Source organism: Taylorella equigenitalis ATCC 35865, assembly GCF_000276685.1.
In the GTDB taxonomy this organism is placed as follows: Bacteria; Pseudomonadota; Gammaproteobacteria; order Burkholderiales; family Burkholderiaceae_B; genus Taylorella; species Taylorella equigenitalis.
Genome location: NC_018108.1, coordinates 1099867 through 1124616 on the forward strand (window position 1 = coordinate 1099867; position 24750 = coordinate 1124616).

21 protein-coding genes and 2 tRNA genes are annotated in these 24750 nt (G+C 35.5%); 13 read left to right on the forward strand and 10 right to left on the reverse strand.

The annotated features are described in order from the left end of the window. The first annotated feature begins 19 nt into the window (after positions 1 to 19). Positions 20 to 961 (forward strand): LysR substrate-binding domain-containing protein, encoded by a 942-nt coding sequence (locus tag KUI_RS05035; RefSeq protein WP_013521210.1) that lies wholly within the window; start codon positions 20 to 22, stop codon positions 959 to 961. Here the strand turns inward: KUI_RS05035 and amaA are convergent. The 3 genes from amaA to amaB all read right to left on the reverse strand — a co-directional run bounded on the left by amaA (position 958) and on the right by amaB (position 5299). Then, positions 958 to 2253, reverse strand: a complete 1296-nt coding sequence (gene amaA, locus KUI_RS05040; protein WP_013521211.1) for an L-pipecolate oxidase — start codon at positions 2251 to 2253, stop codon at positions 958 to 960. The two genes, KUI_RS05035 and amaA, sit on opposite strands and share 4 nt — an antisense overlap. Positions 2254 to 2265: 12 nt before the next feature. Further along, entirely contained in the window at positions 2266 to 3738 is a 1473-nt protein-coding gene (gene nhaC / locus KUI_RS05045) for a Na+/H+ antiporter NhaC (protein ID WP_013521212.1), read from the reverse strand. Positions 3739 to 3805: 67 nt separating this feature from the next. Beyond that, complete coding sequence (gene amaB, locus KUI_RS05050; protein WP_013521213.1) at positions 3806 to 5299, reverse strand: L-piperidine-6-carboxylate dehydrogenase; 1494 nt, start codon at positions 5297 to 5299, stop codon at positions 3806 to 3808. A gap of 171 nt (positions 5300 to 5470) precedes the next feature. Between amaB and lhpI the strand changes: the two genes are divergently transcribed. From lhpI to KUI_RS05105, 11 genes are all read left to right on the forward strand, one after another. Further along, entirely contained in the window at positions 5471 to 6403 is a 933-nt protein-coding gene (gene lhpI, locus KUI_RS05055; RefSeq protein ID WP_044953986.1) for a bifunctional Delta(1)-pyrroline-2-carboxylate/Delta(1)-piperideine-2-carboxylate reductase, read from the forward strand. Positions 6404 to 6607: 204 nt separating this feature from the next. Beyond that, positions 6608 to 7831 (forward strand): dicarboxylate/amino acid:cation symporter, encoded by a 1224-nt coding sequence (locus tag KUI_RS05060; protein ID WP_014840448.1) that lies wholly within the window; start codon positions 6608 to 6610, stop codon positions 7829 to 7831. 11 nt (positions 7832 to 7842) lie between these two features. Beyond that, entirely contained in the window at positions 7843 to 9105 is a 1263-nt protein-coding gene (locus KUI_RS05065) for a 2-aminoadipate transaminase (RefSeq protein ID WP_014840449.1), read from the forward strand. Between the two features lie 21 nt (positions 9106 to 9126). After that, entirely contained in the window at positions 9127 to 10497 is a 1371-nt protein-coding gene (hglS, locus tag KUI_RS05070) for a 2-oxoadipate dioxygenase/decarboxylase HglS (protein WP_014840450.1), read from the forward strand. 137 nt (positions 10498 to 10634) lie between these two features. Then, positions 10635 to 11537, forward strand: coding sequence for a peptidoglycan-binding protein (locus KUI_RS05075; protein WP_014840451.1), 903 nt, complete (start codon positions 10635 to 10637; stop codon positions 11535 to 11537). 1 nt (position 11538) lies between these two features. Next, positions 11539 to 12738, forward strand: a complete 1200-nt coding sequence (locus KUI_RS05080; RefSeq protein ID WP_014840452.1) for a hypothetical protein — start codon at positions 11539 to 11541, stop codon at positions 12736 to 12738. Between the two features lie 56 nt (positions 12739 to 12794). After that, a complete protein-coding gene (locus tag KUI_RS05085; protein WP_014840453.1) occupies positions 12795 to 13985 on the forward strand; it encodes a hypothetical protein in 1191 nt (396 codons plus the stop codon). A 138-nt stretch (positions 13986 to 14123) separates the two neighbouring features. Then, positions 14124 to 14324, forward strand: coding sequence for a hypothetical protein (locus KUI_RS05090; protein ID WP_013521221.1), 201 nt, complete (start codon positions 14124 to 14126; stop codon positions 14322 to 14324). Between the two features lie 137 nt (positions 14325 to 14461). Next, positions 14462 to 15340 (forward strand): peptidoglycan-binding protein, encoded by an 879-nt coding sequence (locus KUI_RS05095; RefSeq protein WP_014840454.1) that lies wholly within the window; start codon positions 14462 to 14464, stop codon positions 15338 to 15340. Positions 15341 to 15364: 24 nt separating this feature from the next. Beyond that, a complete protein-coding gene (locus KUI_RS05100) occupies positions 15365 to 16573 on the forward strand; it encodes a hypothetical protein (RefSeq protein WP_013521223.1) in 1209 nt (402 codons plus the stop codon). Positions 16574 to 16645: 72 nt separating this feature from the next. Continuing rightward, positions 16646 to 16867 (forward strand): YdcH family protein, encoded by a 222-nt coding sequence (locus KUI_RS05105; RefSeq protein ID WP_013521224.1) that lies wholly within the window; start codon positions 16646 to 16648, stop codon positions 16865 to 16867. Positions 16868 to 16929: 62 nt separating this feature from the next. On the opposite strand, the gene KUI_RS05110 is transcribed toward KUI_RS05105, so the two are convergent. From KUI_RS05110 to KUI_RS05120, 3 genes are all read right to left on the reverse strand, one after another. Continuing rightward, the gene (locus KUI_RS05110) at positions 16930 to 17865 is read right to left on the reverse strand and encodes an energy transducer TonB family protein (protein ID WP_014840455.1); all 936 of its coding nucleotides are present in this window, start codon (positions 17863 to 17865) and stop codon (positions 16930 to 16932) included. Then, positions 17865 to 20150 (reverse strand): TonB-dependent receptor domain-containing protein, encoded by a 2286-nt coding sequence (locus tag KUI_RS05115; RefSeq protein WP_013521226.1) that lies wholly within the window; start codon positions 20148 to 20150, stop codon positions 17865 to 17867. Before KUI_RS05115 ends, KUI_RS05110 begins: the two co-directional genes overlap by 1 nt. A gap of 212 nt (positions 20151 to 20362) precedes the next feature. Continuing rightward, positions 20363 to 21202 carry a ChaN family lipoprotein gene (locus KUI_RS05120; protein WP_013521227.1) on the reverse strand — a complete coding sequence of 280 codons (840 nt, stop codon included), beginning with the start codon at positions 21200 to 21202 and terminating at the stop codon, positions 20363 to 20365. 121 nt (positions 21203 to 21323) lie between these two features. On the opposite strand from KUI_RS05120, the gene KUI_RS05125 reads away from it, so the two are divergent. Continuing rightward, positions 21324 to 21848, forward strand: a complete 525-nt coding sequence (locus KUI_RS05125; protein ID WP_013521228.1) for a pyridoxamine 5'-phosphate oxidase family protein — start codon at positions 21324 to 21326, stop codon at positions 21846 to 21848. A 56-nt stretch (positions 21849 to 21904) separates the two neighbouring features. On the opposite strand, the gene KUI_RS05130 is transcribed toward KUI_RS05125, so the two are convergent. The 4 genes from KUI_RS05130 to truB all read right to left on the reverse strand — a co-directional run bounded on the left by KUI_RS05130 (position 21905) and on the right by truB (position 24742). After that, positions 21905 to 21980 (reverse strand) — tRNA-Asn (locus KUI_RS05130). A gap of 34 nt (positions 21981 to 22014) precedes the next feature. Then, positions 22015 to 22090 (reverse strand) — tRNA-Asn (locus KUI_RS05135). 84 nt (positions 22091 to 22174) lie between these two features. Next, complete coding sequence (gene typA, locus KUI_RS05140; protein WP_013521229.1) at positions 22175 to 23995, reverse strand: translational GTPase TypA; 1821 nt, start codon at positions 23993 to 23995, stop codon at positions 22175 to 22177. Positions 23996 to 24007: 12 nt separating this feature from the next. Then, a complete protein-coding gene (gene truB, locus KUI_RS05145; protein WP_013521230.1) occupies positions 24008 to 24742 on the reverse strand; it encodes a tRNA pseudouridine(55) synthase TruB in 735 nt (244 codons plus the stop codon). Positions 24743 to 24750 lie beyond the last annotated feature (8 nt).

The window sequence follows — 24750 nt, forward strand, 5'->3', positions numbered from 1 at the left end:
AGCTTGTAGATTTATAATTATGGTTTCTCGATTAGGTACGATTGCCATAGTTGACACCATGCGAAAAATAGCCGTTTCTCAATTGCCTTCAATAACATCCTTACGATGTTTTGAAACCGCCGCCCGACATTTAAGTTTTACGAGTGCCGCTAAGGAATTATTCATGACGCAAAGTGCTGTCGGAAAGCAGGTTGCATTGCTAGAAAGAGTTCTCGATTGTGAACTTTTTATTCGGCACAAGCAACGAATAGAGCTTACCCCGATTGGTGAGAAATTCCTCTACGATACGCAGGATATATTAAAAAAAGTTGAAGATGCTGTTCTTAATGTTCTCTCTCATGGTAATGCAGTTGCTACACTCAATATCATTGCCAACCCTACGTTCTGTGCTCGATGGTTGGTTGTGCTTTTGAAGGGTTTCGGTAAAGCTCATCCAAACATTCACCTAGAATTTCACGATCATTTAGGAGAGTTGGATTCTACAACCATTAGTGACATGGATATAGGCTTTCTGCATGGTTCGGGTGATTGGCCTGGTATGACTAGCATAAAGCTTTTCGACTGTAAATTTGTTCCTGTATGTTCACCAGAACTTGAGACTGATGATTTTGATAAACCTAAATGTTCCGATGGGGTTACTCTAATTCAGACCCGTTTAAGCCCTAGAGCTTGGAATGAATATTTTCAATCCGCAAATGTGAAATGGGAAGGTTTATTTACAGGACCTCGATTTGATTCTTTTTATGATGCAATTCATGCTGCGGTTTGTGGATGTGGTGTGGCCTTAGTTCCTGATGTATTAGTAAAGGAAGAATTACAAACTGGGAAACTTAAGTATGCATGGAATCATAAATTGGATAAAAATTGGGCTTACTTTATGGTACACCCGTCAAATAAAACGGGAGTACCTCATGTAAAAACACTGATAGATTGGATAATTCACAGAATCCAAGAAGATTAAGATACTATCTTAAGTACTTGACCTGCATGATAAATTGCAATACCCGCATCATACAAACCAGAACGCAAACCTCTCATTGAAATCGAATTCTCTTCCATTTTCTTAAATGGCAATGGTATAGCTTCCCGGTTGTCTGTATCAAGGTACTCAGCAAAACATTTGCCCATCATGGTTCCAGTTGTTATGCCACGACCATTGTAGGCAGTTGCCGTTACTATGCCAGGTGCTGGTTCAAAAACTCTCATAATATGATCTTGCGTGAAACCAAATCGACCAGACCATCTATATTGCCATTTGGCTTTAGGGGCTAACTCTGGATAGTATTTTTTAAGCACTGCATTAGCCCATGAAACATAAAGTGATTCTTTACCCTCATGAAAGCCAACTGTACCTAGAAGAACTCGATCCTCCTTATCTCTACGAAATGTAGATAAAGCTAATCGTGTATCCCAAGAGCCCGTGCGATAAGGCATAACTTTGTCAGCATCTGGATCTCCAGACATGGGCTCAGTAGCTATCTGATAGTAACCAACGAAATATATGGATTTCAGGATTTCTGTCCATTCGCCTTCTGTATAGGCATTTGTCCCTATAACTACTTTTTCAGAAGTAACCGAATTAGATTCAGTTTGTACCTGCCATTTTCCATCGGATTTTACAATAGCTTTGACAGAAGTGTGTTCATATATTTTTACACCTAAATTTTTAGCAGCTTTAGCTAATCCCGTAACGTAGGCATATGGGTTAATAGTTCCTGCACGCCTATCAAGCAAAGCTTTTTTTATCGCAGTGGTACCAGTGTACTCAAGACACTTGCTACCTGTGAGAACCTCACAATCCACACCTCTACTAGAGAATTGTTTATATCGGTCATCGACATCTGCTTCGCCTGCAGCATTATGTCCCATATGTAAGTTACCGACCCGCACATCCTGTGCATCAATTTGGAAGCGGTCAATCGTATTCCATACTAGTGATGGGGCATCTCCTAATGCTTTATTCAATATTTCGCCTTGAGTTTCGCCTAAGAAATTATTTAAATCCCTAGGAGTAGCCCAAGTGCCAGCATTTACATAACCCACATTACGTCCAGACCCACCACTTCCGATAATATTAGCTTCTAAAAGAACAACAGAATACCCTTTTTCAGCAAGGTGAATGGCTGCTGATAGGCCAGTATATCCTCCACCAATTATACAAACTTGTGTAGTCTCATCAGTTGAGAGCTTTGGAAAACTCTCAACTTGAGATTTATCAACTATTTCAGGCCATAAATTTTTATCTTCTAGCATAATAATCCCATACTATAGACCTTCCCATTTAGCAGGCTCACGATGACGTAACCTATCGCTTTCTTTAATTTTAGGGAAATATATTCCAGTCACAGCCCATACTAATCCGATTAAAGGACAGAGCCAACAGAAAAATGCATATGGTGCGTAGGATAAGGTAGCTATACCAAGTGTACCCGCCACGAAGCTACCACCCATATTCCATGGAATTAACGGTGAAAGCAATGTACCACAGTCCTCAATTTGTCGAGTAAGATTGGTTTTTTTATATCCTAACTCTTCAAACTTATCTTTATATAGGCGGGCTGGTAGTACTAAAGTAGTAAATACATCACCGATTAGTGCACCTGTACCGATAATTGTTGTGTAGGAAGCTGCCGTAAGTGAAACACGATTCTTAATCCATTTTTCGATTTTTTTCAAGATAGCATTCAGTGTGCCATAGTACTCAACAGCACCAATAAATGATAGGGCTAAGATAGTTAGCAATGTCACCCAAGCCATAGACATAACCCCACCTTTTGAGAGAAGATTGTCTACAACTTCCATGCCAGTAGCACTTTTTACACCATTTTGAAGGACATTAAAAAGCTCTTGAACACTAACGTCTTGAACAAAAATTGCAACTAAACTTCCACTCAAAACACCCAAAAATCCAGCAAATACGGCAGGCATTTTAGTAACAGCTGCGACGATTACTACTAGAGCAGGAATTAATGTGATGATACCTAAATTATAGTTTTTATCCAATGTCTCCTGCATTTCAGTGATTAGGTTCATATCCGCACCAGAAGTGTCATATGTACTTCCAAGCCAAGCATATAAAATTAGAGAAATTATTAGACTAGGTATTGTCGTTGGAAATAAATTAGTTATGTGATCCCATAAATCAACCCCAGTCGCTGCAGGTGTAAGGTTTGTGGTTTCAGAAAGCGGAGACATTTTATCGCCGAAAAAAGCCCCCGACACTATCGCACCGCCTGTAACTTCTGGTGGTATATTAAGCCCTGTACCGATACCCATCATAGCTAAACCAATAGTACCTGTAGTACTCCATGATGAGCCTGTAGCAAGAGATATGACTACACAGATGATGGTTAAAGAAACTAAAAAGTTAGAAGGTGTGAAAATTTTAAATCCATAATATAGAATCGTAGGAACGGTACCGGCAGCAATCCAAACTCCAATAACCATACCAATAATCAGCAGAATAAGTATTGCGGGCAATCCTACACGTACCACTTTTAAAAAGTGGTTTTCCATATCAATCCATCTACCCTTTCTTACATAAATAAGTAGACCAGTAATAGATAGACCAAAAGCCAAGGGAACATGTGGTGTAAAGTCTTTAAAGACTAGAAACTGAATCATCAACAAAATAGTTGTGATGATTAGTGGCAATACATCTAATAAAAAGTTACCACTACTGGGAAGAATCTCTTTTTCTGGATCCGTGGCTTGAATTGGGTTATTTAAGCTACTCAATGCATTCTCCTAAGAGTTAGGTTGAGGGAGAGCCTCAAGATAAGATATCCCGAGGCTTACGTAGCTACTAGCCGAAGTTAATACCCTGGGCTAGAGGAAGCTCTCGTGAATAATTGATGGTATTTGTCTGTCTGCGCATATAAGCCTTCCATGCATCAGAACCAGACTCTCGACCTCCACCTGTTTCTTTTTCTCCGCCGAAAGCTCCGCCAATTTCAGCACCACTTGTTCCGATATTAACGTTAGCTATGCCGCAATCACTTCCTGTAGCAGAAATAAATGCTTCTGCCTCACGAATATCATTTGAGAATACGCAAGATGACAAGCCCTGAGGTACGTTATTTTGAAGTTCAATAGCATCCTCATAATCTGAATAAGAAATTACATACAAAATCGGTGCGAAGGTTTCAGTTTTAACCACCTCATTTTGCTCATCCATCTCAACAATTGCAGGTTCTACATAATAAGCATCAGGATACTTATCCTCTAAAACTCGCTTACCTCCAAATACTTTACCGCCTGCCTCTGTAGCCTTTTTAAGAATGCTTTGCATTTGATTAAAAATATGCTCATCAATAAGCGGACCTACAAGGTTGCCCTCTAGAGGATTTCCAATAGAAACAGAACCATAAACCTTTTTAAGTTTTTCAACAACTTCATCTCGAATGCTCTCGTGAACAATTAGACGACGAAGAGTTGTACACCTTTGACCTGCAGTACCAACAGCAGAGAATAATATCGCACGAACAGCAAGATCAAGGTCCGCACTTGGGGTGAGAATCATCGCATTATTCCCCCCTAATTCAAGAATGCTTCGACCAAATCTTTCTGCCACTTTGGGACCAACAATCTGACCCATTCGTGTAGAACCCGTAGCACTAATAACAGGAATGCGTGGATCTGTAACCAACATATCCCCTACTTTTGCATCTCCTATCACAACTTGAGATAAATTTTCTGGAGCATCATCTCCAAATTCCCTTAGTGCTTTTTCAAATAAAGCCTGACATGCTAATGCAGTTAAAGGTGTTTTTTCTGATGGCTTCCAAATAATAGAGTCACCGCAAATCAAAGCAAGTGCAGCATTCCAAGACCATACTGCCACAGGAAAATTAAACGCAGAAATAATTCCTACAATTCCAATCGGATGCCATGTTTCACGCATGTGATGCATATTACGTTCTGAGCTTATAGTTAGGCCATAAAGTTGGCGAGATAGACCAACTGCAAAATCGCAGATATCAATCATCTCTTGCACTTCGCCCAATCCTTCTTGGGTGATTTTTCCAGCTTCAAGGGATACCAATTTTCCTAAATCTTCTTTGTGTTCACGAAGTACATTACCCAAAATACGTACTAACTCTCCGCGACGAGGTGCTGGAACCTTTCTCCATTCTTTAAATGCTTGATTAGATTTTTCAATAATTCCATCTACTTCTTCAGGTGTGTTAACAGCTACATTTCCGATATTTTTACCATCAATAGGCGATCTTACAGCTAAGCCTCCACCTTGAAATTTAGACTCGCTAACACCAAATTTTTTCATAAGTTCTTGAATCATAGATACCCCTAAATTACTTCATTAGATTCACAAATACTATTTAGATAATTGATTTAGGTCAAACGAAAATTAGTTTAAACCTAACTACTTTTTTTCTTGATTAGGGATAATCCTCAATTAATTTTTCTCCCTTTCATTTATAAAAATAAAAATAATTCTAGGGAGTTAGTGGTGAAGATCTATGACTTTGAACAAACTGATAGAGCATTGCCATACGCAAAATTAATAGACAAATTGGAAGAATTTTTCCGCTTAGATGTCACTGTACCCTTGCGACATATCCATGAGATAAAAGATGCTCATAAAACTTTGGGATCTTTCATACTTATGCCCTCATGGATTGCAGGAAAGTGGATTGGTCTAAAAACCGTTAGTGTTTTTCCTAATAACAAAGAGCGAGACCTTCCAGGCTTGCATTCCGCTTACATGCTCTATGATGGGCAGACTGGAGTACCTGTTTCCTTACTTGATGGAAATGTAATTACATCTAAACGGACTGCTGCGGTTGCTGCCCTAGCTGCAAAATATCTTAGTAGAAAAGATTCATCCACTTTACTCTTAATCGGATCTGGCCAAGTTGCTCGTCTTGTACCTGAAGCCTTAAAAGCAGTACGACCAATTCGCAAAGTCTTAGTATGGAGTCCAACTAGGAAACACGCAGAAACATTGTCTTCCGATTTATACAAGTTAGGATTCGAATCTTACTACGTTGAAGATCTTCAAAAAGCATGTTCAGAGGCAGATATCATAAGTTGTGCGACATTGTCCACTGAACCAATTATTCTTGGTGATTGGTTGAAACCTGGAACACATCTTGATTTGATTGGCTCTTATACACCAGATATGCGTGAAACTGATGATGCTTGTTTTTCGAGTAGTTCTGTATTTATTGATACTGAAGAAGCCCTAATGAAATCTGGCGATCTACTTAAACCAATTGAAAGTGGCGTGTTTTCAAAGGAGACGGTTAAAGCAAATCTTTTTGACTTGTGCACAGGAAAGCACATAGGTCGAACAAGCTTAGAAGAAATAACTATTTTTAAAGCTGTTGGCAATGCTATTGAGGACCTTGCGGCAGCCACATTAGTAATGGAGTCTTACTAGGACTTTCCCTAGTAAACAAATAATTTTTACAAGGAAACATTGCCACTCTAATAGAGAAATTTTTTAACCATTCCAAAAAGGAATTAGAAAGTTAATATTTTTCCTTTGTAGTTTAAGAGGATGTGATTTAGATTTTAAAAAAGAGTGGATTTTTTTAGGAAACATTAAGTGAAATTTTTTTCTTGGTATTTCAATAAATCCTTTATGTTCAAGATGACTGCAGGTTTTATTATCGGCATTGTACTTGGGTTTATTCTTGGAGAAGATAGCAGTTTTTTGGCTCCATTAGGAAAGCTATTTCTTAACCTTTTAAAGATGATAGTAATTCCTCTTGTTGTTTTATCTTTAATGGTTGCTGTTAACCACTCAAGCCCTAAAGAACTTGGTCGTATTGGGGCCAAGATTTTTCCACTTTATTTATTTACGACTGCGGTAGCTATTTTTGTAGGCATAGGTGTTGCATTGATTACAAACCCAGGTGAAGGGTTAACATTGCCAGCAGATGCCACGGTCAAAGCTCCTGAGAGTCCTAGCTTTATAGATACTCTAATCAATATGGTGCCTAGCAATATCTATATGGCTTTTTCTAAGGGTGATATTTTGGCCGTAGTTTTTGTAGCTATAGTTTTAGGTTTAGCTATATTGTTTATGCGTCACTCAAATGATGCACGCCAACGAGAGATGGGCGACTTAGTTTTTAAAATTACTGAAGCTGGTAATGAAGTAATTTCCAAAATTCTATCAGGGATTTTGCAGTATGCCCCTATAGGGATTATCGGTATCACGGCAAATACTATTGGCACTCAAGGTATGGACACTGTAGTAGCTTTAGGTATGTTTATACTCACAGCTTATATAGGCGTTGCCTCTTTGATTTTTATTGTCTATCCCCTTTTGCTGAAATTATGGGGCGTAAATGTTTTTGATTTCTACAGCAAAATTAAGGAAGCCGTTTTTACTTCGTTCGCAACCAGCTCTAGTTTAAGCACACTACCAATCACATTAAAAGCCGCAGATAAAGCAGGTATCGGTGAGCGCGTAGCTAAACTTACATTGCCTATTGGTGCTACTGTCAATATGGATGGCACTGCTTTGAGATTTGGTATGGCAGTTATTTTTGCTGCTGAAATTATGGGTATATCAATTTCATTTAGTGAGCTTGTAACCATTGTTGTTATCGGCACTATTGCAGCTATTGGCACAGCTGGAGTTCCGGGTGCTGGGCTAATAGGTATGTCTATAGTGTTCACACAAGCTGGCCTACCGCTTGAAATCGTTGCACTTACTGCAGGTATTAACGCACTCGTTGATATGATTTTCACATGTGGCAATGTTACTGGAGATCTCGTAGCTGCTAAGATTGTTGACCAATCTGAACGTAAAGCTCATCTGAAAGCAGGCATTGACTACGATCAACCATTAGATTAATTGAGAGGATTATGAGTAGAAAAGGCATTAGTAAAGCATTAGGGCTAATTCACCCTGTCACGCTTTCGCATGGCAAAAATGCAATAGTTTGGGATGTAGACGGTAAGGAATATATAGACTTCGTAGGTGGCATAGGTGTGCTGAATTTTGGTCATTGCCATCCAAAAATAGTGACGGCTATTAACGATCAAGCATCTAAACTCACACATTATGCATTTAATGCTGCTGAGCATGAGCCATACAAAAAGCTTGCTGTGGCACTGACTGATTTTGTACCAATTGATGGCGACTTGTCCTTAATGCTTACAAATTGCGGGGCTGAATCCACGGAAAATGCTCTTAAAATTGCTCGTATTAAAACTGGTCGTACGGCAGTTATTGCTTTTGATGGTGGCTTTCACGGCAGGACATTAGCAACCGTGAATTTAAATGGTAAAGTCGCTCCATATAAACAAAAACTAGGTCCACTTCCAGGACCTGTCTATCACATTCCTTATCCGAGTAAAGATTCTGGTGTTACAAAAGATGAGGCTATCTCTGCCTTGAAACGTCTATTAGAAATTGAAGTAGACGTAAAAAATGTTTGTGCTGTCATTGTTGAGCCCGTCATTGGTGAGGGCGGTTTTCAGTGTTTGGATATGGAATTTGCAAAATATCTGCGTGAATTCTGCACAGAAAATGGCATAGTTTTGATTTTTGATGAAATTCAATCTGGATTTGGTCGCACTGGTAAACCATTTGCATTTATGCATTTTGACGTTCAGCCTGATTTGCTTTTACTAGCAAAAAGCATTGCTGGTGGATTGCCTTTAGGGGCAGTTGTTGGTCGTACTGAATTTGTTGATACACCTCATTTAGGTAGTTTGGGAGGAACTTATTCAGGCAACCCTATTGCGTGTTCAGCTGCCCTTGCTGTTCTTGAGATAATTCAAAGCGAGGAATTTGCAAAAACTAGTCAGAACTACATTGCCACCCTAGAAGTTGTTTACGAAAAATGGAAATCTTCTAATATAAATCCATGGATTTCAAAACTAACAGGTATAGGAGCTATGCGTGGTATTGAATTATCGCATCCAGAATATGGACCAGGCACTGCTTTGTTAGCCGAAATTCTGAAGCTTGGACGTGAGCGAGGATTGCTACTAATGCCGAGCGGAAAATATAAAAACACTATCCGTTTATTAACGCCATTAACAATCGAACCAGATGTGCTTGATCGCGGATTTGAAATTCTAACTTCTATTTTTGCTGATACAGCTAAGTTTAAACCTTGATATTTTTAAAAGGAGTCAAGTATGTCTCAATTTGTATGTAAAGATGAAATACGTTTGAAATTCTCTCGGGCAATGTCTGATATGTACCAATCAGAAGTTCCACTTTTTGGGGATCTTCTCAATCTGGTCAATGACGTTAATAATAAAGTTCTTGAAAGTGATGCAGAGCTTAAGCAAAAACTTCAAGAGACTGGGGAGCTTGAACGTTTAGAACAGACTCGTCACGGTGCAATTCGTATCGGTAAAAAAGAAGAGTTGCATACTATGCGTAGGATTTTTGCTGTTATGGGTATGTATCCCGTTGGATATTACGACTTAGCCCCAGCTGGAATACCTGTTCACTCTACTGCATTCAGACCTATAGATCCAGATTCATTGATCAAGTGCCCATTCCGTGTATTTTGTTCCCTTCTTCGTCTTGAGCTTATTGACGATGCTGACCTACGCAAACAAGCTGAAGAGATTTTGGCAAAACGAAATATCTTCTCTAAACGCTCCATTGAATTAGTAGAGAAGTTTGAGAAGGATGGTGGTCTTGAGCAAGCAGATGCTGATGAATTCGTGAAAGAGGTTTTAGAGACTTTCCGCTGGCAGTCTGAAGCTGCAGTTTCTAAAGAAACCTATGATGCACTTCATAATCAACACAGGCTAATAGCTGATATTGTTGCTTTCAAAGTTCCACATATCAATCACTTAACTCCACGTGCACTTGATATTGACGCAGTTCAAAAGGGCATGTTCGAAAGGGGTATTCCAGCAAAAGATATTATTGAGGGGCCGCCACGTCGCAAATGTCTAATCCTACTCCGTCAAACAAGCTTTAAGGCATTAAATGAAGATGTTATGTTTGTAGATGGAGATCAAAAAGTTCCTGGCCATCATACTGCACGATTTGGCGAAATTGAGAAGCGTGGCGTTGCACTAACTCCTAAGGGAAGAAAATGGTATGACGAATTGCTAGCTAAAGTGCTTGAAGAAACTAGCAATATTGATATCAACAAAAATGCTGAAGCATATTATGAAGTACTTAAGAAACACTTTGATCAAATCCCTGACTGTTATAAAGAACTTCAGGCTCAAGGTCTAGCTTACTTCAAATATAAATTAGCTAATGGTGCCACACTTGATAAAGAAGTTACTGGGGATAATGTATCTGAACTAGTAGCTTCAGGCGTTTTAGAGTTAGACCCTATCACTTACGAAGATTTCTTACCTGTATCAGCGGCTGGTATCTTTAGATCAAATCTCGGTGGAGCTGAGAAACGTGAGTATGATGAAGCTTCAAACCGAGCATTGTTTGAACAGAATCTTGGTGAAAGCGTATTAGATCAATTTGAAATTTATAGCAAAATACAAAAAGATTCTATTGATGCTTTGAATAAAAAAGCATAGATAGTATTAAGTCAATTTGAATTTAATCTGGTGTCTAGACACCATCCATTTGTAAAGCCCGAAAACGTTAGTTTTTGGGCTTTATCTTTTTTATGTCATAGATCTTCTTTAAACTTCATTTGAGTATAGGAGGGGCCATGGACAATAAATTTAAAATTAACCAATCAGTTGGTATAAAGGGTGTAAACAACCCAAAAGATGTAGAAGAAATCCAATTACTGTTGCAAAAAAATGGCTACTGCAACATTGGAATTGATGGGAAGGTAGGAAATAAAACAATTCAAGCAATAAAGGATTTTCAAGCAAAGAATAATATTAATACATCTGGCCTAATAGTACCAAACCAAAAGATTTTAAATGAAACACCTCCTGAACCTAGATATTTGCCAAAACAATACAACGACTCCCCTATTCCAGTAAAAAGCGGACAATTTACTTTTGATCAGGAAGGAATTGACAGAAGAACAAGTGTTTTATTTTCAAGAGTTATTCACCAACCTACTTTGGAATCTGGAGTAACAATTGGAAGGGGTTATGATATGAAATACAGAACCCCTTGCGAAATTAGAAAGGATTTAGAAAGAGCAGGAATACCTTCTGAGCAAGCTAAACTAATTTCAAAAGCTGCACTAATGTCAGGCATTGAAGCAAAAATATTTGTAAAAAATAACAAACACAAAATCGGAGAAATATCTAATTTGCAACAAACAAATTTATTTAATTTAATCTACCCTTTATATGTAAAAGAAACAAAAAGATTTTTCCTAAATAAAATTCGAAATCTTTCTTTAGTTAAAGCAACCACTAACAATCTAAATAATACTACATCTAATATACATGAAGAAATCTGGGATTTATTAGATGAAAATATAAAAATTGTATTAATAGATATGAAGTATCAAGGAGTTCTTTACAGTAACTTTATGCGTGAATTTGTAAATTCAGATGAACGAAAAAAATATCTATATAGTTATTTAGAAAGACAATATATGGGGTCACACGAAAATAGATGGCTTAATAGGATGAAATTATTAAAATAATATGAACTTTCTTTTTTCCGTATTGATCTCTTTAGTTATTTTTGGCTCTAACTCAGATTTAAGTATAGATATTTTATTTTCATCTATACACAACAAATGTAACATTCCATCCTGGTCTGGAGGATATGGTAATTGCATAAGAAATAATACTGTTTTCATAAACAAACTCTCAAATAAATATATAGAAAATTTGTCAAATGAGCTAATTCGTAGAAACCTTCTTGCTTATAACAATTCTATTAACACTTTATGTAGGTATCATGCAAATTCAATAGCAATTCATGACTATCCAAGTAATGCTGATGCTTATGGGTCTTGCTTTATCAATAATAAAAAGGATTTTTATAAGACTCTCGTTAAGAAAGACCTCAATTCTTTAATAGATAAAAATTGTAATTCAGAAAAAAACATTATAGCTCTGTCCAAAATAAACTTTTTGATTATTAAAGCCAAGTACAAATTAAACTATTTAATTAGAAACGAAGACGAGCCTGTAGATTTGTATGATAATCAAATGTATAGAACTTATGAGTTAAATTTAGATCAACTAAAAAAAATGGAAAAGCAAATTGAAAATTTTTCTCAGGACGGATGCTTTGAATCGAACATAGATTCGATTTTAAAAGTTTTCAAAAATAATTATTCTGAAGTTTCTTATTATTTTATTCCAATCAATATTTACAAAAGATTAGACAATATAGCAGACCAAGCTCTATTAACGTGCGATTCTAATTGCCAACGTTTTGATTTTAATAAGTGGATTAAAAACTCCAAGACACAGGACCTCTCAAAAGCATGGTTTAAATACAACGAGCAATTTTGTACATTGCTAACCAGCACTCTTAATGAGCCTGATATTGTAGATTACAAAAAAAGTTGTCTTTATACTAAGGCTTATCAACTAGAAAATTTCGACTTTCAGTTATCAAAATTTCAAACAAATAATTTAGATTATTATTCCATCACCGATCTTGAATCACATATAGATATGGATACCAGCTATTTAATGAAAACTAAGAAGGATTGGACAAAACCTTTACATAAAGCCTTCAAACACTTCTCTAATATGTATTGCCATAATAAGGCAAGTATTTGTAAAAGCTTTTTAGAAATGATTTATCTTAAAGACTTAATTGAGATTCATGCACATCAAAGAAAAATCTTATTTCGTAAATTGGAGGTTAACCCCTTATTTTCCTAAGAAAAAAATACTAAATTTTCCTCAATACAAATCCAAAATTAATTATTTTAGATAAGATGTACATCATTCTTAACTTTACTTTTTTGGTCTTAACGAGGTTCCTTAGCTGGGATACTACATCTCTCTTTTTTCAGAATTTAGCTAATCTTCAATGTAATGTTACTTACGACAAAATTGATTGCTATCATACACATAATCGGTTTTTAGAAAATTATTTATACAAAATTGCAAATTCCAGAAACTCTATAGATAAAAATATTCCCGTAAAGGATATTCAAAATACTATATCTCAATTGTGTGGGTACTCATCAAGCAAAATAGCTTTTATTGGATATGTATCAAATATTGAGTACAACGAAATATGCAAATACGAAGAAACTTTAAATCTTGTTAACGATATTCATAAAATAAATTCTAAAAAAATAGTCCCGAACAAGATATCAATTCAAAAAGAAAACCTTCGTAAAGTTGAATATCTACTTGAATATTTCTCTATTGAAGATAACTTATTACTAAGCAGATTTGAAATTGAAAAAAATCCACTTGATTTAGATTATCGAGAAACTTTACGCTACTCATTAAGAACAGCCAAAAAAATTAGAGGCAATTTAACTATTTTTTTATCTAACCCCTATTTATTGAGAACCTCTACATCTTTTGTCAATGAACTTATTAATTTACATTCTGGAATACCTATTGAGTTCTTGTTGGGGTATGAAGATATATATCAAACTAAAGTAAAGCAAAACTTACAAAAGTGTGATTCAAACTGTGAACATTTTGATAAAAAAACATTGATTGAAAATTTAAAACCCCAAGAATCCTCAAATGCATGGCTTCAATACAGCGAGCAATTTTGTTCATTACTTACAGCATCACCTAGTGACAAAGTAAACAGTGATTATGTGAAAAGTTGCCTATATACAAAACTTAACCAATTCGATAAATTCGAATCTGAATTAAAAGTCCACAATAATTATGAAGAGTACGATTACGCTATAAACAATCTTCATTTAATTATTAACAACGATACTAACTATCTAATGAAAGAAAATAGAGATTGGACAAAACCTTTGAATATTGCTTTCAAAGAATTCTCAAGTAAGTATTGCCAAAACAACGATAGAAACTGCATGAATATAATTCAGTTTATACACCTTAAAGACTTAATTGAGATTCACGCATATCAAAGCAAACTTATTTTTAAAGATTTGGGGATTGAACCCATAGAATCTGGATTAGATTAAGTTGTGCAAAATCCTCTGTCAACGAAAATTTAAAATTGACCCCGACATTCCTTAATTTAATTAACCATTTTGGGTACTAAACCATTTTTATTTTAATCACGCTTGATATTTACCAAGTAACACTACTTCGTTCATTAAATGACCTATGAATTCATAAACTGGTGTAGCCATAAAATTTTATTTAGATCAAATCTCGGTGGAGCTGAGAAACGTGAGTATGATGAAGCTTCAAACCGAGCATTGTTTGAACAGAATCTTGGTGAAAGCGTTTTAGATCCGTTTGAAATCTATAGCAAAATTCAAAAAGATTCAATTGATGCATTGAATAAAAAAGCATAGATAGTATTAAGTCAATTTGAATTTAATCTGGTGTCTAGACACCATCCATTTGTAAAGCCCGAAAACGTTAGTTTTTGGGCTTTATCTTATTTATGTCATAGATCTTCTTTAAACTTCATTTGAGTATAGGAGGGGTCATGGACAATAAATTTAAAATTAACCAATCAGTTGGTATAAAGGGTGTAAACAACCCAAAAGATGTAGAAGAAATCCAATTACTGTTGCAAAAAAATGGCTACTGCAACATTGGAATTGATGGGAAGGTAGGAAATAAAACAATTCAAGCAATAAAGGATTTTCAAGCAAAGAATAATATTAATACATCTGGCCTAATAGTACCAAACCAAAAGATTTTAAATGAAACACCTCCTGAACCTAGATATTTGCCAAAACAATACAACGACTCCCCTATTCCAGTAAAAAGCGGACAATTTACTTTTGATCAGGAAGGAATTGACAGAAGAACAAGTGTTTTATTTTCAAGAGTTATTCACCAACCTACTTTGGAATCTGGAGTAACAATTGGAAGGGGTTATGATATGAAATACAGAACCCCTTGCGAAATTAGAAAGGATTTAGAAAGAGCAGGAATACCTTCTGAGCAAGCTAAACTAATTTCAAAAGCTGCACTAATGTCAGGCATTGAAGCAAAAATATTTGTAAAAAATAACAAACACAAAATCGGAGAAATATCTAATTTGCAACAAACAAATTTATTTAATTTAATCTACCCTTTATATGTAAAAGAAACAAAAAGATTTTTCCTAAATAAAATTCGAAATCTTTCTTTAGTTAAAGCAACCACTAACAATCTAAATAATACTACATCTAATATACATGAAGAAATCTGGGATTTATTAGATGAAAATATAAAAATTGTATTAATAGATATGAAGTATCAAGGAGTTCTTTCTAATTTTATTCTTAAAAAATTTATATCTTCTGGTAAGTCAAAAAAAATATTGTTAGAACATACTAAGAATGAATATAACTCTACAAAAAAAATAGATGGTTAAAAAGATCTGAATTATTAAAATAATATGAACTTTCTTTTTTCAATCCTAATTTCCATATTTACTTTTAGCTCAAACCCTAACCTATCAATAGATATTTTATTTACATCTATTCACAACCTGTGCACAAACTCATATTGGTCTGGCAAATATGCGGAATGCATTTATAGAAATACCAACTTCATAAACATACTTTCAAATAGGTATATAGAAAATTTGCCAAATGAGCAAATGCATAAAAACTTTCTTGCTTATAACAATACTATTAATACTTTATGTAGGTATCATGCAAATTCACATGCAATATTTGATTACCCAAGCAATGATGATGCCTATGCATATTGTTTCATTAATCTATACAAAGGTTATCTTAAAACTGTAGTTAATATTGAGCAAAATTCGTTTTACGATAAAAATTGCAAAACAGATAAAAACAAATTGGCTCTACATAAAATTCGGTATCTAATTAAAAAGGCGAAAATTCTTTTATTTATCTTAAACAAAGATTCAAATGAAGCAGTAGATTTGTATGATAAACAAATGTATAGAACTTATGATTTATCTTTAGAACATCTTAAAAATTTAGAAAAACAGCTCTATGAATTTAATAATAATGGGTGTTTTAATTCAAATATCAGTTCAATTTTAAAAATTTTAGTTGATAATTTTTCTGAATATTCATTTTTATACATTCCCAGTAGCTTTTACAAAAAATTTAAATTAATAGCCGAGCAAGCCCTTTTGCATTGCGATTCTAATTGCAAACGTTTTGATTTTAATAAGTGGATTAAAAGCTCCAGGACACAGGTACTTTCAAATGCATGGCTTCAATACAGCGAGCAATTTTGTTCATTACTCACCAGCACTCTTAAGGAGCCTGATACTGTAGATTACAAAAAAAATTGTCTTTATACTAAGGCTTATCAACTAGAAAATCTCGGCATTCTGTTATCAAAATTTCAAATAGATAATTTAGATTATTATTCAATTGCCGATCTTCAAACACAAATAAATATAGATACTAACTATCTAATGAAAGAAAATAGAGATTGGACAAAACCTTTAATCAATGCCTACAAACACTTCTCTAATATGTATTGCCATAATAAGGCTAGTGTTTGTAAAAGCTTTTTAGAAATGATTTATTTAAAAGACTTAATTGAAGTTCACGCATATCAAAGCAAACTTATTTTTAAAGATTTGGGGATTGAACCCATAGAATCTGGATTAGATTAAGTTGTGCAAAATCCTCTATTATTTTTAATATTTACAGTTAAAATAAATTAGAACTTAACTTAAGGAGAAGATATGTTTCCAGAATACCGCGACTTAATTAGTAAACTTAAAAATGAGGATGCACACTTCACTCGCTTATTCGACTTACACAATGAGCTAGATCATCAAGTTGAAGCACTTGAAGCTAATCCTATAACTCAAGGTCGTGAAGAGATTGACCTACTTAAGAAAAAGAAACTTCAACTTAAAGATCAAATCTACGAATATCTTCGTAACGTTGCTCAAAAAGACTAATCTACACTTACTTCACTAAAATAGATAAGCCTTCCATCATATAGGAAGGCTTTATATTTTGCTCATCTATTTTTCAGATATTTCTTTATATCGTACTCAATTGGAATCGTAAAACTAAGAGTTTCCCCGTTCATCATTGAATTTGGTGGCTTTGGCAATGGCGAAGCTTTCATAAACAAATCCCTAGCCGCTTGATTTAAAGCTACATATTTTGAAGCCCTTTTAACTTCTGCAGAAAGAACATTGCCACTAGCATCTATGACAATACGAACTGCAACCACACCCTCTTCTTTGTTTATCAAAGCTGATTGTGGGTACGTTTTATGCCTATTCAAATGTGCAAAAAGGGAACTTTGATAGCTTTTACTATTTGAGCTACCCACACCTGTAGAGGGCGAAGAAACCTTATTGCCACTACCACTGACAGGTGCACTAGCTGTTGAATTTACAGATGCCCCTGCAATGGAATCGACTGCAGAAGGTTTGTCATTAGTGTTATTTGAGTTGTTGGTTTGCGTAGAAGGCTTCGGTTTTTTTGAAGATTTAGGTACTGGTTTTGGCTTAGTTTTAGGTACTGGTTTTGGCTTAGTTTTTTCTTTGGCAATAACCTCTTTTTTAATATCCTTTTGAATATCAGCATCCTTATTGCTTTCGACTGCAATTACCTCTGATTTTGGGGCTTCAGAATTTACATCAATATCCTCAGACGGTAGCTCTTCTTGTTCCTCGATTTTCTCTTCTAACATCTCCTGCTTTTCTATCTGAGTTTCAGGCTCTGCTTTAGAACTTTGAGATGACTTAATTGAAAAATCTTTTAATTCTCCTACTGGTAACTCTGTCAAAATCGTAATGGATTCAAAATCCCCTATCTCTCCCCCAAATCCTCCTAGTTCAAACGAATCTGAGTGCTTGTAATTGAGATATATGATAACAAAAACATGAAGGGCAATTGATAACATTGCCCCCCAAAAAGTACAGCCTTTATCTTTTGTTTTCACTAGAATCTATACTCTAAACTTGCCTTGTAAGTGCGTCCACGAGCTTTATTATCGAATAAAGAAATATCATTTCCTTCTATATCATAAGAAGCTTGGGATGTAGTACCATTAAACGCATTTAAAGCATCTAGATAATTTTTATCAAAGAGGTTTTGTACCTCAAATTTGAGTGTAAGATTTTCTATAGGTTGATATGATGCATATAAATCGAAAATACCAGGTATTTTAGGTAATTTCTCAGTTTTGAGTTCAGGATAGAAGTCATCAGGATCATTAGTATCAACTCTATTTTCATGAACGCTAACTCTGTAAGCATCTCCTGTATATTTATAAATCATACCCACAACTAGTTTTTCATTTAAAAAACGAGCACCCACGTCAAGATTTGCATATACTTCTGGCAATGTAGTTATTTCCGTATAACCTCCAAAAGAATTTGCCCCAACCCCACTTGTCTCATTAACTACCTGATTGCTATGTTGGTTTGAGTAACTTCCGCGTATATAAAACTTTCTTGCATCGTAGCTTAACTCAACTTCCATACCTCTAAATCTTGTAACTTCCGATTGGTTTAAGTGAAGCATAAAAGCATCGCTTGTATAAAATGATTTGTTATAGATATAGTCATCTACATTAGTACAATAATGAAGAATTTTGAAACCTAACCTATCATCGTCGAAAAATACTTTTTCTTTAAAAGCATTAAAACCGATTTGCCAAGTTTTAGCTTTTTCAGGTTTTAAAAATGGATTAACACCATTTCCTTCGTTAGTCGAGAAAAACATCTCCTGAACATTAGGTGGTCTAGAAGTTTTAGAATAGCTAACAAATGGCATAAACAAATCATGAATCTTTGCTGACAGCATGAATGAATAATTAAAATCAGTTCCATCTTTATTTATGTCAGCTGCAGCCTTAGGGAAGCAAAATTGATTTGCATCGCAAGGTGGTTTATAGCCTGATATATTCCACTTAGAAAGGTTTAAATTGGCATCCAGATTAAAGATATTGTATGCAAAACTATTATCCAAATAGAAATTTGTTATTTTTTGACGTCCCTTAGGCTGAAATGGTGTGGATGTAGCACCTGGCAAATTCATATCCATGGTATTTTCATATTTGTTAGATAAGAAATTTACTCCATACCGATGAGAAATATGAAGACCACCCAAGTTATAAGACGAACCATTACTCAAGTCGAAGGTAGTTGATTTATTTTCAGCTTTTAATCCACCCTTACTCGCTAAATCATGACGTCCAAAAAATACTGCATCATCCAAATAGAGTTGTTCACCACGTCCATAAGCAGCTAACAGATGCAAATCAACCAAATCAGATTCGGGCTTAAACTTGTAATCAAACTGATAGTTATTATGTTTTATTTCTCGACCAGCCAAGACATTTTTATAACCTCGATGGCTAAGAACAATATTATTTTGAATATCAGGATTGATTTCTAATTTAAATAAAGTGCTATATGGACTTTGAGTTAATTTTTTTGGATCGTATGGAGCAGTTTTTTCGTATTTATAATTTGATTCATCTTCAGGTAGGCTCGGATCATAGTTAGGATTTGGGATATGCTGGTCTGCAAAGGATTCCCCTCCTCCTATCTTATAATCCTGAGATATTTTATTTCGTGCATATCCAAATAGTGCACCTATGGAACCGCCATTATTCAGTTTATATTTTCCAGCAACGGCACCCATATAGTTGTATCCAATACCATTTGTACCATGAGAGTATCGTCCTAGAAAACCATACGATTTACCTTCACGAATAATATCGTCAACGCCTATAGTTCTAAAACTAGCACCTCCTAACAAGCCATTATGTCCAGAACTAAAAGTACCCTTTGTTACATCAACAGAAACAAGAAAATTTTGATCTACAAGAGCACCATAAGATGAAGTGGCAATATTACCGCCACCACTATGAAAGCTTCCAGTATCTGCAGAAGTACCAAAAAATGTTTGTGTTACACCATCGACTTTTGTACTGACACGACCCAAGCCAGTTAGTCCACGAATATTAACTTGAACTGTACCTTGAGTAGGATCAGTATTTGTATAACTGCCAGGCATACTTCTAACTATACTATCTATAGATTGCGTACTTCCAGAAATGTCTCCCCTGGAACTTACTGCTCCTGGAGTTGCAAATTGTTTTTCACTTTCTTTGACTTCTTTTGCAGATATTTCTAATGTATCAAACTCTAGTTCTTGCGCATAAAGACTACTAAATGCAAATAAAGATAGAATTGATAATGCTTTAATTCTGTTCATTTTCTCTATAATCCTTGACTTTCCCCATAGAAGATGGTTGTTAGTCATCTAAACACAGGGGATTTTTATAATTTGATGGATCATTATTAAAATTTTTAACAAACTGTAAGTAACCCTCTATAGTATAAAAATAACAATGATAATGCAAATAATATTAATTATCATTATTTCAAAATAAGGCCCTATTTAACATAGGGCTACTTTATTTGTATCTACTTAGAAATTTTAGGGTCAATGTAGAAGTCCGTAAATTTCGAATTCCTAATTTCTGGGGCATCCGATTCGTCACCTAAAAATATAACTTTATATTTTTTAGTCTTATCGAACTCTATTATATGTAGAGGTACACCTACAGATTTATTTGTATGAAGTCTTCCAGCAATTAATACAGATAAATTTTTGGATTTAACTAATTTGTCAGCCATTCGCCTATCTTTATATTGCTGAATCTCAACTAGCTTATTTGCTTGTGATTGGTCTGTGATTTGATGAGTTTCCAAAAGACTTGTTTTAATTAAATTTCTTACTTTATCAGATGTTGAAATCGTTCCATATATAGGCTCTGCTCCGTTATAGATTGTCTCTATCTCTGATGGGCTTAGGTTTCCTGCTATCGGTGTCATATTAGAATAAAAAATCTCTTCCACAAGACTTTTATATAGAGAATAATCCCATTTATTGTCCCACTCAATAAATTTAGGCAATTGATCTGTACTTACTTGAGTACCCTGAGACTTAACTCTATCCCAAATTGACTGCTTTGTAACATCTCCCATTTCAAGAACTACAGAAGTTTTTTTATGTTTAGAAATATCAACTAACAATTGCCTTTCTATTTGATGATGAGAATTATCTGTATGTATTTCTCCAATAAGTACTATGTCTGAATTTATAAGTTCATTTATAAATTGCTGATATTCAACGTATTTTTTTGAATTTGAGTCATAAACTTTTAATTCATTAGTTCTTTCAGATGAAACATGATTAGTGGCGGTGTCAACTGCAGTACAAGCACTAAGAAACAGTGTGGCAATAATTACAAATACTTTCATTAATATACAGCTTTTAAAAAATAATGAGAATCATTATACTTTAGTATAAGAATTGCATATAGATAGCAAAAGCATTGCCACCTAGAAGCAGTTTAAATTTAGTTACATATAAAGAGGATATATGAATAATTCCGTTGAAAAACAAAATGAAAAAATGCAAAAATTAGAAACTTTTTTACTTAATCTGATAGATGGGCAAAAAAGTGTAATTATCTCTAGTTTTGATGAAGGTTGCGTATCATCTTATGCACCATTTTTAAGACGTGGAGATGAAATCTATGCAATTTTATCAAGCGTGGCACCTCACTATCATGCAATTAAAAAGAACAAAGATTTAGTAAGCATTTTGTTTATCGTTGATGAGCAAAAGGCACATACAATTTTTGCTAGAGTTCGTGCGAGTTTTAAAGTTGAAGTTAGTTTTGCGGATGAAAAAAGAGAGGAAATCTTTAAGGAGCTACGGGAGAAATATGAAGATGATGCTGTTATAGACATTATCGAGGAACTTGCTGATTTTCATATTCTTAAATTCAAACTCAAAAAAGGAAGATTTGTGAGAGGTTTTGGAGCTGCTTATGAGACAGATGGATTAAAAATCGTAAGCCCATCTAAGCCAGAAAACCTACACGGCACTCCAAACTTATAATCCCTATACACCCGAAAAACCAAAAACCCTCTCGATAAACGGGAGGGTTTTAAATTTGGCTGCCCAAACTGGGTTCGAACCAGTGACCTGCGGATTAACAGTCCGTCGCTCTACCGACTGAGCTATTGGGCATTATATTAGGAGAACAATATGCAAATTACTAATATGGCTGCCCAAACTGGATTCGAACCAGTGACCTGCGGATTAACAGTCCGTCGCTCTACCGACTGAGCTATTGGGCAACAAAATTTAGTAAAAGACGATTTTAACTAAATTTCAAATTCTTTACAAGCCCATTGCCAAAATAAAAGTATAGGCTGTATTAATTAAACACCCTCTCGAGCTGCTTTACGTCTTTCGTGCTCTTGCAGGTATCTCTTACGTAAACGAATATTTTTAGGTGTAACTTCAACAAGCTCATCATCATCGATAAATTCAACAGCATATTCTAAAGTAAGCTTAATTGGAGGCACTAAACGTACAGCCTCATCAGTGCCAGATGCACGAATATTGGTCAGTTGTTTGCCTTTGATAGGGTTTACAACCAAATCATTGTCCCTGCTATGAATGCCGATAATCATACCTTCATATAATGCTTCCCCAGGTGACACAAACATACGACCGCGGTCCTGAAGTTTCCACAAAGCATAAGCAACGGCATCACCATTGTCCTGAGAAATCATTACCCCATTTCTGCGCTCTCCTATAGAACCTTCTCTTACAGGAGCATAATCATCAAAAATATGGCTCATAAGACCTGTGCCACGTGTCATAGACAAAAAGTCGCCCGTAAAACCTATCAACCCCCTTGCTGGAATACGATACTCTAAACGAGTACGACCACGACCATCAGATTCCATATTAAGAAGCTCACCTTTGCGACGGCCAAGTTCCTCCATAACACCGCCTTGATGCTCATCTTCCAAATCGATTGTTAAAAGCTCCATAGGCTCATGCTTAACGCCATCAATTTCCTTAAACACAACGCGTGGACGCGATACCGCAAGCTCATAGCCCTCGCGACGCATATTCTCCAAAAGAATTGTTAGATGAAGTTCGCCACGCCCGTTTACTTCGAATACGGTATCATCGTCAGTGTCATTTACACGCAAGGCTACATTAGATTTAAGTTCTAGGTTAAGACGATCTCGCAATTGACGTGAAGTCACAAATTTTCCTTCACGACCTGCAAGCGGTGAAGTGTTGACCATAAAGTTCATTGTTAGGGTAGGCTCGTCAATTTTAAGCATAGGCAATGCTTCTGGATTATTTGTATCGCATAGAGTGCATCCAATACCAATTTCTTCGATACCATTAATAAGCACGATATCACCCGCTTCAGCAGAATCTACTTTTTCGCGCTCAAGACCCTTAAATTTGAGAACTTCATTTATACGACCATTAAACGTTTCACCGTCTTCGCCAAATTTAACAATGACATTCTGGCCAGGTTTCACACGTCCCCTGTTAATACGTCCAATACCTATTTTTCCAACATAGCTGTTATAGTCAAGAGATATAATCTGCATCTGGAAAGGTCCATCAGCATTGTCATTGCGTTGAGGCACATACTTTAATATGGTATCGAACAACGGTCTCATGTCACCAGAACGAACATCCTCCGTCAAACCCGCATATCCATTTAGTCCTGAAGCATAAACTACTGGAAAATCTAATTGCTCTTCTGTGGCACCTAATTTATCAAATAGATCAAAAGTGGTATTTAATACATAATCTGGTCTTGCACCCGGACGATCAATTTTATTCACTACTACAATTGGCTTAAGACCAAGTGCCAATGCCTTTTTCGTAACAAAACGTGTTTGTGGCATAGGTCCTTCAACTGAATCCACCAGTAGCAAAACACCATCAACCATAGAAAGAACACGCTCTACCTCACCGCCAAAATCCGCATGTCCCGGTGTATCGATAATATTAATATGAGTATCTTCGTATTGCACGGCACAGTTTTTAGAAAGAATCGTAATTCCGCGTTCCTTCTCAATGTCATTTGAATCCATGACACGCTCAGCAACTTGTTGATTTTCCCGGAAGGTTCCAGATTGTCTTAAAAGCTGGTCCACTAATGTTGTTTTTCCGTGGTCAACGTGAGCGATAATCGCAATATTTCTAAGAGCTTTGCTCATAATTTTCCTTAGTTAAATTGTTTTAATTGGTACAAGTTCTACAGGTAATTCACTTAAAGAAATCAAAACATCCACAGGTTGTTTAAGGTCTTTAAAATCGCCTAATGTAATTGAATTCTTAATATCAAAAGGACCAACAGAAGTTCTTCTAAGAGCCTCAAGATGGGCAAAGCAACCCAAATCACGACCAATATCTTGTGCAAGTGTCCTTATATAAGTCCCTTTACTGCAATTAATATGCAAAATTAAATTAGGATACTCGTATTTAATTAACTGAATATTAAAAATAGTAACTTTTCTGGGTGAACGTTCAATTTCAATACCTTCACGTGCATATTTATAAAGCGGTTTACCATCCTTTTTAAGAGCTGAGTGCATGGGAGGAATTTGCTCAATTTGTCCTGTGTACTTATTTATAGCACTCATAATTGAGTCGATTTCAGGCACTATATCTATATTTTCTTTTGTGGCAATGCCTGTCAAATCCCCACTATCCGTCTCTACCCCCAGCTTCAATGTCGCAAGATAAGATTTATCTGCATCAAGCATAGTTGCACAAATTTTTGTAGCCTTGCCAAAACAGCAAATCAACAAACCTGTAGCAAATGGATCGAGGGTTCCCGTATGCCCTCCTTTTTTTGCGTCAAGATGCCTTCGTGCCTGTTGCAATGCAAAGTTGCTCGACATACCCTCAGATTTATCAAGCAACAAAATCCCATCAATATCTTGTCCTTTTCTACGAGCCATAAAAATAG

Bases quoted from the DNA above. Each gene is read 5' to 3' on its own strand.
- KUI_RS05060 (WP_014840448.1), top strand. From the start codon at position 6,608: ATGTTCAAGATGACTGCAGGTTTTATTATCGGCATTGTACTTGGGTTT.
- KUI_RS05080 (WP_014840452.1), top strand. From the start codon at position 11,539: ATGAACTTTCTTTTTTCCGTATTGATCTCTTTAGTTATTTTTGGCTCT.
- amaB (WP_013521213.1), bottom strand. From the start codon at position 5,299: ATGATTCAAGAACTTATGAAAAAATTTGGTGTTAGCGAGTCTAAATTT.
- KUI_RS05090 (WP_013521221.1), top strand. From the start codon at position 14,124: ATGACCTATGAATTCATAAACTGGTGTAGCCATAAAATTTTATTTAGA.
- amaA (WP_013521211.1), bottom strand. From the start codon at position 2,253: ATGCTAGAAGATAAAAATTTATGGCCTGAAATAGTTGATAAATCTCAA.
- typA (WP_013521229.1), bottom strand. From the start codon at position 23,995: ATGAGCAAAGCTCTTAGAAATATTGCGATTATCGCTCACGTTGACCAC.
- KUI_RS05120 (WP_013521227.1), bottom strand. From the start codon at position 21,202: ATGAAAGTATTTGTAATTATTGCCACACTGTTTCTTAGTGCTTGTACT.
- KUI_RS05100 (WP_013521223.1), top strand. From the start codon at position 15,365: ATGAACTTTCTTTTTTCAATCCTAATTTCCATATTTACTTTTAGCTCA.
- KUI_RS05065 (WP_014840449.1), top strand. From the start codon at position 7,843: ATGAGTAGAAAAGGCATTAGTAAAGCATTAGGGCTAATTCACCCTGTC.
- KUI_RS05085 (WP_014840453.1), top strand. From the start codon at position 12,795: ATGTACATCATTCTTAACTTTACTTTTTTGGTCTTAACGAGGTTCCTT.
- KUI_RS05105 (WP_013521224.1), top strand. From the start codon at position 16,646: ATGTTTCCAGAATACCGCGACTTAATTAGTAAACTTAAAAATGAGGAT.
- KUI_RS05075 (WP_014840451.1), top strand. From the start codon at position 10,635: ATGGACAATAAATTTAAAATTAACCAATCAGTTGGTATAAAGGGTGTA.
- KUI_RS05115 (WP_013521226.1), bottom strand. From the start codon at position 20,150: ATGAACAGAATTAAAGCATTATCAATTCTATCTTTATTTGCATTTAGT.
- KUI_RS05125 (WP_013521228.1), top strand. From the start codon at position 21,324: ATGAATAATTCCGTTGAAAAACAAAATGAAAAAATGCAAAAATTAGAA.
- truB (WP_013521230.1), bottom strand. From the start codon at position 24,742: ATGGCTCGTAGAAAAGGACAAGATATTGATGGGATTTTGTTGCTTGAT.
- KUI_RS05095 (WP_014840454.1), top strand. From the start codon at position 14,462: ATGGACAATAAATTTAAAATTAACCAATCAGTTGGTATAAAGGGTGTA.
- hglS (WP_014840450.1), top strand. From the start codon at position 9,127: ATGTCTCAATTTGTATGTAAAGATGAAATACGTTTGAAATTCTCTCGG.
- KUI_RS05035 (WP_013521210.1), top strand. From the start codon at position 20: ATGGTTTCTCGATTAGGTACGATTGCCATAGTTGACACCATGCGAAAA.